This is a genomic window from Coleofasciculus sp. C1-SOL-03, assembly GCF_040220555.1.
GTDB lineage: Bacteria > Cyanobacteriota > Cyanobacteriia > Cyanobacteriales > Coleofasciculaceae > Coleofasciculus.
Genome location: NZ_JAVJUO010000088.1, coordinates 18,512 through 32,040, shown reverse-complemented (window position 1 = coordinate 32,040; position 13,529 = coordinate 18,512). Strand labels below are relative to the sequence as shown.

Genomic DNA, 13,529 nt, shown 5'->3' with positions numbered 1-13,529 from the left:
TTTTTGTACACCTTGCGCCTAAGAGTCCAAGGGTTTACCCCCAGAATCTCAGCCGCTTCAGTTATCTTATGCCGTCTTTGTTCTGCCATACATAAAAGTATAGCAAATAAAGTCAAAGTTTTAGATAATTAGTTATCATGCCCATTCCTTTAGTGTAGCCAGGAACCTTTGCTGCCATAAAAGCATTAGAAGGAATGTGGTGAGGTGTCAGATTATCCCCTCTACGTCCAGTTTTAAGTAAGTCAGCATAGCGTCCAACCGCACCTTCTCCTGGTAGTAATCCCTCTCTATTTGACAAGGTTACACCCCTATTCTCCCCGTAATCCCTGAAAATAAAAAGGTTATCATCTTTTTACTGAATCCGTGCGATCGCCTTCCTCTATTCCTCCGCTTATCCAGCATACCGGGTAAATTTTTCAAGTTGTAGGGTGGGCATTGCCCACCTTACTGATACCAGAGTTTTCATCCCCTTTGGGGGAAGTGAGTTTGTCAAGCTACTAACTCCGCTAAGCCTGCGGATGTCTAGGTCTTGCTGTAGGGTGAAATTGTTTCAATCCCCTTGCGGGGAGTAAGTTAGCGGAAACCGCTGGTAGGGTAATGCCTGCGAATATCGCACCCAGTTTCAATCCCCTTGCGGGGAGTAAGTTAGCGGAAACCAGCTTAGGCATCTCGTTGACATTCCAGTCTGTTAAGGTTTCAATCCCCTTGCGGGGAGTAAGTTAGCGGAAACCCCGCCATCTAAAACGCTTACAGAGAGAGGATTCTACAGAGGATTTTGACGGGAGTCTTTTTTAGCCTCATTTCAGCCCCGCTTATTGAAACAAATTCGCAATTACGGCACATTCTCAAACGCTGAAACTATTTAATTGTCAAGGTTCTGGAGTTTTTGACGGGAGTCCCGGAAAATCGACCCCGCTTTTAGCCGTCAAAAATGAACTCTTATATACTATAACCCGATGCTCTGAATCATAGCAAGATATCTGACTCACTTGCCCAAGGGAATCCCGACACCAACTCAACTCTCCCCGACGCCAACCCCCTTGTCTCTATAGTCCCTTACTTGTGCTGGAAAAGGGTCTTTCCCAGGGGGTGCTACATTAGCCTCGTACTCACAGAACGGCAAAAACCATGAACGCGATTCAACTTCAACTGCTTCCCCATCAAACCCAAACCGGTTTACCCTATCAACACCTGCATTTCCAGATTGCCACAGAAGACGGCATTATTTCGCCCCCAGACATTAAAGGAATCAAACTACCCGAAGGGATACCCTTCAACCAGGGTATCGTCATCGAAGGAAAAGGTCCGATTTGGCTGTACAGTTACCTGGTTCACGAATGTCATCCCGCCGCTTGGGTGGGATGTTATGACCCCCGTTTAGGTATTGTCGTGGTGGCGACTCACACTCACGATGTCTCGGTGGGTGAAGTATTTCCCGTGGAATTACCCGCCGCACTGTCTCGATAATCCAGCCATCCAGCGAGGGAGATAATCCGGTTCGAGTTGATATTACTTTCGGCAATAATTAGCACAGACAATTCTTATCCTTGTCCCCCTTTTTGTCAGTAACAATAGTTACTAAATCACCCGACTGAGGAACCCTAAACCTAGATGCTAGGTGGGTTGGGAGTCACAGAGATGGGAATGGGCGAACTGATGTCCTGCTAGACTACGAAGAAACGGAAAAAAATAGTGCATGGCAAAAGACATCTACCACGATACCGTAAAAGCTGCTTTAGAGAAAGACGGATGGAGGATTACAGATGAACTATTCCGACTCACCATTGGCTCTCGCTCAGTCTACATTGATTTAGGTGCAGAAAAACTCATAGCGGCTGAAAAAGAAGGTCGTAAAATTGCCATTGAAATCAAAAGCTTTTTAAGTCCATCACCCGTCAATGATTTAGAAACTGCCCTAGGTCAATACATCCTTTATCGAGACGCGCTGAAACGCTCTCAACCCGATCGCATTCTTTATTTGGCTATCTCGAATGAAGTCTATCTGGACTTCTTTCAAGAAGAGATCGCACAAATGGTTGTCGAAAATCAACAGCTAAAATTAATTATTTTTGACATCAACCAAGTGGAGATAATACAATGGATAAATTAGCTGACTATCGCAACATTATTGAAAGCATCCTAGAAAAACATCATCGCATTCCTTACAGTCACGGACAGATTGAAAGCAAATTGATTATCGACCGCGATCGCAACAACTTCTTGTTGATGAATGCCGGGTGGGATGGCAAACGCCGAATTCACGGTTGTGTGGTTCACGTTGAAATTATTGAGGGCAAAATCTGGATTCAACGAGATGGAATAGAAGATGGAATCACGGATGAATTAGTCGCCGCTGGCGTTCCCAAGGACAAAATTGTTTTGGCATTTCATCCACCTTACTTGCGGCAGCATACTGGCTATGCTATTGCTTAATGTTTAGTTTCACGTAATCTCCAATCCGCTTTTATTACCCCCCTTTTGCTTAAACGCAGGCTGAATTATGACCCATTCTCTACACCCCCTAACCATTGGAATCGCCTGGTGTCTCGCTTGGGGCGAGGGGCGTAAACCGCATGATCTAAGTATCTTGCAGCAAATGCGAGAGGCGCTGCGTCAAGGAAAAGAGGTTCCAGAGGAAGTGCGATCGCAGGTTGAAGCTGTCCAGCAATTACAAGGGATTCCCGAAGACTATTTTCCCGATCAAATTACTGATCTTAAGCATAACTATGCCAATTTGTGGGAGCAAACTACCCGAATCGGTTTAGTCTACGGCGGCGCAACAAAGATTAAAGGCTATGTATTTGAATCAGCAAAACTCCCTGAAATTCGGGGCGCATCGGCATTACTGGATCGAATTAATTTAATAGATTTACCTGCGTTTTTCAAATGTGAAGAATTGCCAGAGGAATTTCCCGAATGTTACCGAGCCAGACAATATTGCCAAAGGGTTAGGCGAGAGTTACAACACAAAGATAAAACACTACACTCGTTATGGGACGCACTGATTCCTGAGTTAGTGATTTACTCAACCGGGGGTAACATTTTAGCCTTTTGCCCGACAGCATTTGTCCCGGATTTAGTTAATTTAATTGAAAAACGCTATACAGCAGAAACCTTGACCGCTAACTCTTGTGCGGTAGGAGAAAGTTTCAGATTGCTGGAACTGCGATTTGGATTACTTGACAATCCGATTGAACAAACCAAATGGTTAGACTGGTATTTACAGGATAAGAAACGGCAAACCAGTCCGATTACAACCGCCTACTTTGGTCAACTAAAAAATGGTAAAAACTGGAAAGAGTTATTTAAAAATCGCAAGAATTTTAACGAAATAACCGGGAAACTGGCGACGTTATTTCAGCAGCGACGCAACGGGAATAACGTACCCGATAGCCAACGTCCCAGCCGTCGCTATCCGCCTATGTTTGAAACCCATCCTTATTTATTGCGGGATGACGTCGAACACCGCCTAGCTGTTGCCCCTGGGAGTCGTCTTCCGGATGAACCTTGGTTTTCTGATGCTTTAGCCCGTAAACGTATTGTTGGGCAACGAACGAAAGGGGAAGGGAGTCGCAGTCAGAAATGGTGGACAAAAAATTCGGATTGGAAATGGCAACTTGGTCAAGTTAAACTATTATGGAATTCAGGGTATCTGGAAAGCTGGGTGGTTAAATTTAGACGTTTTATCGAAAAAAGTCACTATCGAGATCGCTATTATCAAGACATCCCCAAACAGAAAATTAGCGAAGCGCGATCGCTTACCGAAATTGGCAATGCTGGGAATGGTTTTGTGGGCTATATTTATGCTGATGGCAATAACATGGGAGGTTATATTCAGAAAGAACTCAAAACCCCCCAAGATTGTCGCCGATTTAGCCGAGATATCTTTACCGCCACAGAAGAATCTGTTTACCACGCCCTCGGAGAGCATCTTAAACCTCATCAATTAAATGGTTTAATCGGAGATAATCAACATCGGAATGGCGCGATTATTTATCCCTTTGAAATCCTCACAATTGGTGGGGATGATGTCATGTTAATTGTGCCAGCCGATCAAGCATTGGCAATTGCTAAAACCATTGGCGAGGAGTTTGAGCGAATTCTTCTGAAAGGCGAAAAGATACAAGGGCGAAACGACTATGGAATTACTGATTCAGACATAATCTCACGTTCTCAAGACTGTCACAGATACCAAGGGAAGACACCTGTCAACCCTTCACTATGTAAACTGAGTAAACTGAGTATGTCAACGGGGGTTCTAATTACGGCTGATCAAACGCCCATTTATTATGCCGAAAACTTGACCAATCAATTACTTAAGTCAGCCAAGAAAAAGGCAAAGCAGTTAAAAAAAGACTATGACTATCATGGCGGAACCGTTGACTTTCTCACCCTAAAATCAGTCACCATGATTTCCTCAAATATCGAATCCTTTCGCCAAGAGGGTTTAACCAAGCAGGAACAAGACAAAAGTAAACCAACCCTGAAACTCTATGGCGCCCCCTATACCCTACATGAACTCGGCGGATTGATAAAAACCGGGGAGAAACTAAAGCAGTCAGAATTTCCGCGATCGCAACTTTATCAAATCCGCAGTTTGTTAGAGCGAGGTAAATCTACAACGATGCTAAATTATCGATATTTCCGGGTGCGATTACAACCGGAACAACAAAAACTCTTGAAAGACTACTTTGAAGAAGCGTGGTGTAAAGCGATAACCAACGATGGCAACTTAGCCCCGTGGATGTTTGATCGCGATAGCATGATTGCCAATCTGATCGTGCTAATTTTATTGGCAACGTTTACACCGGAACTGTTTCGGTTACAGTATAGTCTCTTAAATTTACTCAAAAAATCAACTTATTATACTATTTGGCGAGAACTCATAGAACTCTATCCCTTCATTGAAGTGCAACCCGAATCAGTCTCTCAGACAACAACAATGATTAGTAACTCATGATTTACCTGCAAGAATTACTATCTAATCCAGTCGAAACAATCTCCCTAACGGCTATCATTGATACCGCTTTATGCGTGGGTGCAGGAGGTTCTTCTGGTTCTCTCGCCGATAAGCCAATTGTGCGTACTGCGGACAACAAACTTTTGATTCCTGCATCTCAACTTAAAGGGCGTTTGCGCCATGAATGTGAGAAATTAGCACGGGGGTTAGGGTGGGCAATTTGTCAAGCCCCTAATCCTCAAACGATGTGTCCCCAACGTGCGGGTTTTCCCGACAATGAGGTGAGGCGTTTTCACCGAGACGAGGATTATCGAGTACCAGGAGATAACCGATATCATTGCCTAATTTGTCAGATTTTTGGCAATCCCGCCTTACCGTCACGAGTCATCTTTGATGACTTAATTTGCCCAGAAAAACCGGACAATCTCCCGCCAGAAGTTCTCCGCCCGGGCGTGACGATTAACCGCCGTCGTCATACCGCCGAAGAGAAAAAACTCTACTTCCTAGAAACCTCACCCGCTAATGTTCAGCTTAAGTTTACTGGCGACATTCACCTTCAACCCAATTGTCCGGCTTTTACCCAAGCCTTAATTTTAGCCGGATTACACCATATCAACGCCTTGGGGGGTTCTAAATCCACAGGATTGGGATGGCTGACGTGGGAAATTAAGGGGGTGTCAGTAGAGGAAAAGGATTGGCAAACCCTGTTACCAGGAGGTGGACAATGAAACAGATTCAACTAACCATTACCGCCTTGTCACCTCTAGCCATTGGGCGGAAAAAACCAGGGGGTTCAGTGAGTGAAGCGGGAGACTATATTCCCGGTTCGGTAATTCGGGGGGCGATTGCTTCCCAGATGATTCAACTGTCTCATCTAGATAATCCTGATTTAACGAAAACTGATAATGATTTTAAGGACGTATTTTTGCGGGAAAATGCGACAATTTTCCATAATGCCTATCCCGCCCCTACAAATAGCGATGAAGAAGTTAAGGTGTTACCTGCCACTGCCTTAAGTTCTAAAACCAATCCTGGATTTAAGCCGAAAGGATACGGCGTTTTTGATACTCTAATTGATCGTTTCTGTGCGGAAAGTTATGGGTATCCTTATGATCCGATATGTCCCCAAGATGGTGGACGAGTTGAACCCTATAGTGGGTTTTACAGCAAAAAGAATGAGCAACACTATCAAACTCATTCCGTATCTAAGCGTCTGCTAACTCGTGTGGGCATTAATCGCCGTCGTGCAACAGCAGAGGAACAAGTTTTATATAGTATTGAGGTTCTCAATGAAACTCAGAATCAGCAACCCGTTGTTTACTGTAGTTCGATTCTAGTTGAAGATGATAACCTGGCGGATCAACTGACTCAATTTATCAATCTCAACTCCAGAAATTTCCGCCTAGGTGGTGCCATGTCGCGAGGCTTAGGTAAAGTGGAGATTCAGGGAACGGTGAGTTCAGTTAAGCAAACCTTGGAATCCCGTATTTATCGGTTTAATCATGCTATCCAGAATCGTTGGCTTGAGTGGGGAAATCTCTTTGGCAATCGTCCACTAGAGAATCGGACTTACTTTACATTAGATTTGCAATCCGATGCGATTTTAACCGAAAACTGGCAACACACTATGGTGATTTCCGAAGATATGCTAAAAGAGTTTGTTCAGTTAAGAGACTGTCCAGTCGATTTGCAGGTTGCGTATAGCAGTTATGACTATTGTTCGGGCTGGAATTCGGCTTGGGGATTGATGAAGGATGTGGAGTTAATTACAAATAAAGGTAGCGTTTATTTATTTAGTACAATCAAAGAGAAGGAGAAAGATTGGATGGCGGCGTTAGAAAGGTTAGAATTGAAAGGAGTAGGCGATCGCACCTGCGAAGGGTTTGGTCAAGTACAAGTTTGTAATGATTTTCACACTATCGTTTGGGAGAAGGCTAAATAGTTATGATAGCTAGTACTGGATTAGATTTAGAAACCCGGTTGACCTTGAGACTGGATAAAGAAATAGACGTTCAAATAAATACAATAATCCCACGTATGCAAGGTATAGCTCAGGAATTTGAAATAGAGAAAGCAGATAAAAAGTCGCCTTTCAGAAATATTTTATCTTTTTCGACTGAAACATCCTCGTTAGAAGCAATTAAAACCCAAATTCGCTATCAAATAGGGCGAAGCGAATCAAGCCGAGTTTGGAAAATTCAAAAACCCAAAGGTGTTTTTGCTTTAGTAGTAGCCAATCAACTAGAAGAACTAATTAAGGATGCAAAGGATATTTTAAGCCGAGTTAAAAATAGCCTTAGAGAGGAAGAGGAACTGAAAGAATATTTAGAGGCTAGAGAGACTCTGCTCGAACAGGATATTCATTTAAAGTTAACTCAACTTTACCTGGGATATCTTGCACGAGAACATACTGCCAGAGTTGGTGAGATAAAATTTTCAAATGCTCAGGAGTTGGAACAAAAAGGCTTCAAGACCAAACCCAATAAAAATCTCAAAAAATAGTTGGAGTTAACAGTTATGCGAAATACACTCATTTGCACGGTAGGTACCAGTCTTTTTAATAATCTAAAGTTTTCACAAGAAGAATCAATCAAACAAGCCTTTGAAGGAAAGAACTGGAATCAGTTATCACGATTACTGCTACAGCGAAAAAATAATGAACGTATATGTGGAGCAGAAATTAACTCAATCACAAGCATTTGTGAGAAAGGATTTCTCAACCCAAGAATACGTTTAATTTTCCTTGTCTCTGATACAGCAGATGGTCAAGTAATTGGAGAGATTCTGAAACTGTATTACAATAACGCTAGTAATCCATTGCAGTTTGAGCAGGTCGAAGTCCGAGTTCTCGAAGGACTCAGAGATGATGATGTCAAGACATTTAAGCAACAAGGTCTTAAAAACCTAGTCTGTGAAATTAGCACAGAAGTAAGGAATTTTTCACCAGAAGTTATAGCGATTAATGCTACTGGGGGTTATAAAGCACAAATTTCTTTTGCTGGTATGATTGGGCAAGCTTTGGAAATCCCAGTTTACTACTTGTTTGAAAAATTTTCCGAGGTAATTGAGTTACCCCCACAACCTGTTGCCCTTGACCTAGTTTTTTGGTTGAATAACTATCTATTTTTTGAACAACTTGCAGATAAAAACCTAATTGCAAAATCAGAACTTGAAGAAAGCCTAAAATGTGGTTATATAGAATCAATTATTGATGAAGAGTGGATAGATAATACCTCCTATATTGCTCTTTCAGCAATGGGCGTTCTATTTCACGAGCGATCTCGTTTACAATTTGATAAACAAGAAAGTACACGGCTCTCGCTAATTCCTATGGATGATACTGAACCTGAGAAAAAATCTATTAGTATCAGAGATGATCATGGGAAAGATGTTCTTCAAGTATTTGCTCAAAAAATTCGTCGTTCACCTTATGTGAAAAGGGTTGTCAATTCTTTGCCTTGGAATCCAAGACGTACTAACCCAATACGGCGAACTAAACCTAATGGTATTGTTGAATTTGTTTTAACTTGGACAGATCAAGGATTAGGTTTATGTATTGAAACAACTGGGCGTGACCTTGTTGAAACAAATACTATTGCACTACACCTAGCAAAAGAATTTACAAAATAGTATCCAACGACTAATTTATTTCATGTCTTTTACTGAATCCCCTCCCCAATATTCCTTAACCGATTTCCTGCAACTTCCAGAAACAGAACCCGCAAGTGAGTATATCGATGGTAAAATATACCAAAAATCAATGCCTAAAGGAAAACACAGCGCTATCCAAGCGTTTTTAGCTCCGACTATCAATCAAGTTAGTGTTCCTAAGAAAATAGCTCGTGCGTTTACTGAATTGCGCTGTACTTTTGGTGGGCGTTCTTTGGGGAGATACGGTTATCGGTTCAAGATGTGTTTAGTTGGTTGAGTTTGAGTTAGTCATGGGTTGGTGGTGGGGAGGCGAAGGTTTAGGGCGAAGACAGCGCAACTACAAACTGGGAGATAATGTTGTGTTTGATTGTTTTAAGAATCGTTTGGAAATTAGCGGGAAGTTGATGACGATAACTGCACTACGAATTAGTGCAGGGCGTTCTACGGAACCAATTGGTTCGGATTTACCTGTGATTAAAGATGCGTTGGGTAAACCACTGATACCCGGAGCTAGTTTTAAGGGAGCTTTGCGATCGCGCTTGGAAAGCTTCCTGCGTGGTATCGATCCGAGTTTGGCGGCTAATCCAACCCTAGAAGCAGAATCATCTATTCCGGCTAAATCAATACGGGATAGCGATAATCGTATTCTCAGAAGAGGGCTAGAGCAAATAAAACAAGATATTGAAGAAGAACTTAAAGATGATCCAAAAAAACAATTTAAAATGGACAAAAAATTGACAAAAATTATTATTGATATTCTAAAACACGAGGATTTGACATCTCATCTATTTGGTTCGCCTTGGCTGGCGAGTAAGTTCCAAGTTCGAGATTTGATGGTACTGTCAGATTATTGGTTTGGTCAATATCAAGAACGGGATGGGGTGGCGATTGATAGGGATACGGAAACGGCGGCTGATGGGAAATTGTATGATTTTCAAGTGGTTCCAGCGGGAACTCCTTTTGCGTTTAAGGCGGTGGTGGAAAATGCTGAGGATTGGGAGTTGGGATTATTAATGATTGGGTTACATCAGTTTGAGATGGAACAAATTCCACTGGGGGGAGGGCGTTCGCGGGGTTTGGGTGTGGTTAAATTGGAGGTTGAGCGGATGGATTGGTTTGATGCTAGGGATGAAAGTAATCGGGATGAGGTTGATGCGGGTAAGTTACTGAATTATCTTAAGAAAATGGTTAATAATGAGGGTTCAGCTTATGAGGATGGTAAAGGGTATAAAGACCAGTGGGTACAATCTTTGATTGGTTATTTGGAAAATCTGGAAAATCAGAATGCTGAGGTGAATACGAGGTGATGATGTATCAATTTATTGTAGGGGCGGGTTTAGGGACTTAATCTCGCTTGTCACCGATACCTGAACAACAAAACCCGCCCTTGTTCACAGGAAATGCGATACCCTATCTTAGGGGCGGGTTTAGGGATTGATTTTGGCGGGTTACCGATAATTGAACAAGAAACTCGCTTTTGTTCAACGGTGCGTTACGCTCCGCTAACGCACCCTACGTAGGAATTACAATTGGGGTGGGTGATGTGACGTTTAGGGCGAAGACAGCGCAACTACGAACGCAATGATGTGAGGTGATTATGTCATTTAGTAAGTACAAAAGTATTGCGGATGTTATCCAGGAGTTTCAGATTAGTTATACTGAGGCGAATTTTATTGTTGAATCTCCTTTTGATATTCCGGACTATTTCCGGGAAGATCTCCAGATGGTGATGCGGGAAGGGGTGGTGAATAATTCAGAGTTTGCTATTTGTGAGAATCTTATTTATCCGGTGCTGAAACAAGTCTGGAAATGTTATTCGAGTAAGTTTATTTTATGGAGTCATGAATCCCTTAATTACGATGAGACGCTTTCGGGATTTCCGGAGTATATTTTAGCTAAACGTTCTCCCCTGGGAAAAGTGGTTTTTGACCAACCCTATTTCTTACTGGTTGAGGCAAAACAAGATAAGTTTAAGGAAGGGTGGGGTCAGTGTGCAGCCGAAATGGTGGCGGCTCAACGCCTGAATCAACAGCCTCAGATTACTGTCTTTGGGATTGTGTCTAATGGTGAATTCTGGCAGTTTGGCAAGCTAGAAGGTAATGTATTTACCAAACATACGACTCCATACATTATTGAAAATCTTGATCAACTTTTTGCTGCTGTTCACTCTATTTTTCAACACTGTGAAGCCCAACTCGATACGTTAGTCGCGGCTTAAAGGATAGGTAGTTTAAGATCAATTGAGATTATGCACAAACGATTGGTTAATCAATGTACGATTGATTTTAGTTTAATTCCCTGTGGTCCGATTCTGATTAAGTCAGGACGGGAAGGTGCTGATCCCACGAAGCCGGATATGGAATTTGTGGAAACCTATCATGGGGGAGGGCGTTCAGTTTATTTACCTGGAAGTTCTCTAAAAGGGGCAATTCGCGCCCATGCGGAACGAATTGTGAGAACGGTGGGACGGGATCATCGGAATCCTGATAATCTGAATAGCCTCTGGGCAAATGATCCGTTAAATGATACATATCACTATCTAAAAGATGAGTCAGCTTCTGAACTTTATAAGTTATCTTCTTTTACGGATCAGATGTTTGGTAATACATCAATTGCCAGTCGGGTGAGAATTGAGGATGCTTATCCAGTTGAGTCTCAACCTGTGAAACTGGAAGAACGGAATGGTGTGGCGATTGATCGCGTGTTTGGTTCGGTGGCGGTGGGACCGTTTAATTATCAAGTTTGTACGGCGGGGGAGTTTCAGACTAAACTCCATCTGAAAAACTTCTCGTTAGCCCAACTAGGATTAATTGGTTTGGTGCTGCGCGATTTAGATGAGGGCTGGTTTGGTTTGGGGTTTGCTAAGTCTCGCGGTTTGGGAATTGTGGAGGTAAAGTTAAACCAGGCGGTTGTCCAATATCCGGGTTGTGTTGTTGAAAATCAACGGATTCGTAGTCTGGGCGGTGGTGGTGAATGGCAAGATAATCAACTTTTGGGGGCTGGTATGTTTTTGGCGGAAGCGGAACGAGAACGGTATGGTTTTCCAGCTAATGATAGGCAAGATACTCCTGTGCGGGCGGAATCAATGGCGCTGGGGTTTGGAGTCCAGTTAAATTGGCAAGGAAAGGAACAAGTTCAGGATTTATTTATGCGGGCGGTTCGGGCTTGGCGTCAGAGAGTGTAGAGACGCGCCATGGCGCGTCTCTACAATGGTGCCGAAAGTCCTAATCGATGTGTCTACTGCTATAATTAAACCCGCCCCGACTCAGGTTTCTAGACTTGCCGTAAAAAGTTACAGTGGAAGCAGGTGCAGCATGAGTCCTTTTGTTGGTGTTTGTGAAGAGTTACTCACGGAAACGGAGTTAAGAGAATTAGTGGAACAGCTAGCGACGACGCCGAGTTATTATTTTCTGCGCTGGAGTCATCAAGTGAGTGGAATTGTGGAAAAATTACCGGATGATTTTCCCTCTCCCGAAGGACAGATGTTTAATTGCGATCGCGAATTGCGCTGGAAATGCCAATCTGAGCGTTATAGCGTCCTGGTTTTATCGAATACGGGTGAGGTTCCGGGCTTTAAATCGATTATACAAGACCGCATAGATATCGGTGAGTCTGAGAAGAAAAACTATTGGAAAACTGAACAACGCCCAGCTTATGGGTATCCTAGCAATGAAACCCGATTTCCGCGATCGCTTATTTATCCGGAGAGTCTGGATGTGAGAAATACTTCCCCTAATCAGCCGAAATTAGCCCAGCGTTATTTTATCGCTCAACCCACCGCAACGGTGCATTTTGTAGCTTTAACTGTGGAGAGGTCAACATGAGTTATAATAAACCCCGTCCCCGCTCTCAACCCTCCCAAATTACTGCCCCAAAACCCTATCATCTCATCCCTTTACCGAAACAGAAGCCGCAATTAAAACCGCCTAAAGGACAAGATCAATATTATCGCGATCACGTTCATGGAACATTACATCTACAATTAACGGTTCAAACTGGATTACACGTTTCTACGGGAGTTGTCGCCCTGGGAACGGATGTGGGACAAAAGTCGATTCCTTTGATTAAAACGATGATTCAGGGAAGCGCCGGACAGTTAATGATTCCCGGTAGTTCGCTTAAAGGTGTGGTACGGTCTACCTATGAAGCGATTACCCGTAGTTGTTTGTGTAAAACCAAGGCAAAATCGAATCAAATCCCCCCAGGCTATCAGGAATGTCGTGATCAAACTAAACTTTGTCCGGCTTGTCGGGTATTTGGGGCGCTGAATTGGCAAGGGTTAATTCAGTTTAATGATGCTGAGTGTGAATTAACTGAATTTCGCCCCGGATTTATGCCTTCTCTCTATCGTCCTCATCCTGATGAATACCCAGGTTATTTTAACCAAGGAAAGGTGGCGGGACGTAAGTTTTATTATCACACGAATCGGGCTATCGATAAAGGACAACAGCAGGGAATATCAGTACAACAAGCCGTGAAAACGGTTGGTTTTAGCACATCATTACCCTATCGAAACTTAACCAAAGGGGAACTGGGAACCCTACTGATTGTACTCGGACAAGATAAACTGAATGCAATTGCACTTAAAGTGGGTGGCGGTAAACCGATTGGAATGGGGACAATGACGGTTGAGGTAACGAGTGTAGAATCTGTCGATAATATACGCGATCGCTATTTATCCTACCAAACCCAATCCCAACCCCTTACTGGAAAACCCTTGCAACAGTTTATCCAACAAGCAATTCAGGCGGCGCATCGAGAATTAGTGCAATCCCAGCCATTACAGGAATTAGTCAAGGTATTGGGATATCCTACAGATAGAGAACCGCCGGAGGGAATGTATTAGAAAACCTAACCCCCCAACCCCCAAAACAACTCCCCTCTCCTCGCAGGAGAGGGGCTGGGGGAGAGGTTCTTT

15 protein-coding genes and 1 pseudogene are annotated in these 13,529 nt (G+C 43.1%); 14 read left to right on the top strand and 2 right to left on the bottom strand.

From position 1 onward, the window contains the following. Positions 1-89, bottom strand: an 89-nt coding sequence (locus RIE73_RS15735; RefSeq protein ID WP_446402067.1) for a helix-turn-helix domain-containing protein, incomplete at its 3' end; no start/stop codon positions are given. Between the two features lie 23 nt (positions 90-112). Then, positions 113-298, bottom strand: a complete 186-nt coding sequence (locus RIE73_RS15730; RefSeq protein WP_446402064.1) for a hypothetical protein — start codon at positions 296-298, stop codon at positions 113-115. Between the two features lie 830 nt (positions 299-1,128). Between RIE73_RS15730 and crn3 the strand changes: the two genes are divergently transcribed. The 14 genes and pseudogenes from crn3 (at position 1,129) to RIE73_RS15660 (ending at position 13,457) form a co-directional block, all read left to right on the top strand. After that, a complete protein-coding gene (gene crn3 / locus RIE73_RS15725; RefSeq protein WP_446402063.1) occupies positions 1,129-1,467 on the top strand; it encodes a CRISPR-associated ring nuclease Crn3/Csx3 in 339 nt (112 codons plus the stop codon). A gap of 229 nt (positions 1,468-1,696) precedes the next feature. Then, a complete protein-coding gene (locus tag RIE73_RS15720; RefSeq protein WP_446402062.1) occupies positions 1,697-2,110 on the top strand; it encodes an element excision factor XisH family protein in 414 nt (137 codons plus the stop codon). After that, the gene (locus RIE73_RS15715) at positions 2,098-2,433 is read left to right on the top strand and encodes an element excision factor XisI family protein (protein ID WP_446402061.1); all 336 of its coding nucleotides are present in this window, start codon (positions 2,098-2,100) and stop codon (positions 2,431-2,433) included. The genes RIE73_RS15720 and RIE73_RS15715 overlap by 13 nt, the downstream gene beginning before the upstream one ends. Before the next feature lie 67 nt (positions 2,434-2,500). Continuing rightward, positions 2,501-4,960 (top strand): type III-B CRISPR-associated protein Cas10/Cmr2, encoded by a 2,460-nt coding sequence (gene cas10 / locus RIE73_RS15710; protein WP_446402060.1) that lies wholly within the window; start codon positions 2,501-2,503, stop codon positions 4,958-4,960. Continuing rightward, a complete protein-coding gene (locus RIE73_RS15705; RefSeq protein WP_446402059.1) occupies positions 4,957-5,688 on the top strand; it encodes an RAMP superfamily CRISPR-associated protein in 732 nt (243 codons plus the stop codon). The genes cas10 and RIE73_RS15705 overlap by 4 nt, the downstream gene beginning before the upstream one ends. Then, positions 5,685-6,902, top strand: a complete 1,218-nt coding sequence (csx10, locus tag RIE73_RS15700) for a type III-D CRISPR-associated RAMP protein Csx10 (RefSeq protein ID WP_446402058.1) — start codon at positions 5,685-5,687, stop codon at positions 6,900-6,902. Before RIE73_RS15705 ends, csx10 begins: the two co-directional genes overlap by 4 nt. Positions 6,903-6,904: 2 nt before the next feature. Continuing rightward, entirely contained in the window at positions 6,905-7,462 is a 558-nt protein-coding gene (locus RIE73_RS15695; protein ID WP_446402057.1) for a hypothetical protein, read from the top strand. Between the two features lie 15 nt (positions 7,463-7,477). After that, positions 7,478-8,590 carry a putative CRISPR-associated protein gene (locus RIE73_RS15690; RefSeq protein ID WP_446402056.1) on the top strand — a complete coding sequence of 371 codons (1,113 nt, stop codon included), beginning with the start codon at positions 7,478-7,480 and terminating at the stop codon, positions 8,588-8,590. A 22-nt stretch (positions 8,591-8,612) separates the two neighbouring features. Continuing rightward, positions 8,613-8,846, top strand: a pseudogene (locus RIE73_RS15685) (Uma2 family endonuclease); the annotation flags it as partial. A gap of 124 nt (positions 8,847-8,970) precedes the next feature. Further along, positions 8,971-9,918 carry a type III CRISPR-associated RAMP protein Csx7 gene (gene csx7, locus RIE73_RS15680; RefSeq protein WP_446402066.1) on the top strand — a complete coding sequence of 316 codons (948 nt, stop codon included), beginning with the start codon at positions 8,971-8,973 and terminating at the stop codon, positions 9,916-9,918. 290 nt (positions 9,919-10,208) lie between these two features. Next, the gene (locus RIE73_RS15675; RefSeq protein ID WP_446402055.1) at positions 10,209-10,829 is read left to right on the top strand and encodes a hypothetical protein; all 621 of its coding nucleotides are present in this window, start codon (positions 10,209-10,211) and stop codon (positions 10,827-10,829) included. A gap of 30 nt (positions 10,830-10,859) precedes the next feature. Continuing rightward, positions 10,860-11,795 carry an RAMP superfamily CRISPR-associated protein gene (locus tag RIE73_RS15670; RefSeq protein WP_446402054.1) on the top strand — a complete coding sequence of 312 codons (936 nt, stop codon included), beginning with the start codon at positions 10,860-10,862 and terminating at the stop codon, positions 11,793-11,795. Between the two features lie 130 nt (positions 11,796-11,925). Continuing rightward, entirely contained in the window at positions 11,926-12,435 is a 510-nt protein-coding gene (locus tag RIE73_RS15665) for a hypothetical protein (protein ID WP_446402053.1), read from the top strand. After that, a complete protein-coding gene (locus RIE73_RS15660) occupies positions 12,432-13,457 on the top strand; it encodes an RAMP superfamily CRISPR-associated protein (RefSeq protein WP_446402052.1) in 1,026 nt (341 codons plus the stop codon). Before RIE73_RS15665 ends, RIE73_RS15660 begins: the two co-directional genes overlap by 4 nt. Positions 13,458-13,529 lie beyond the last annotated feature (72 nt).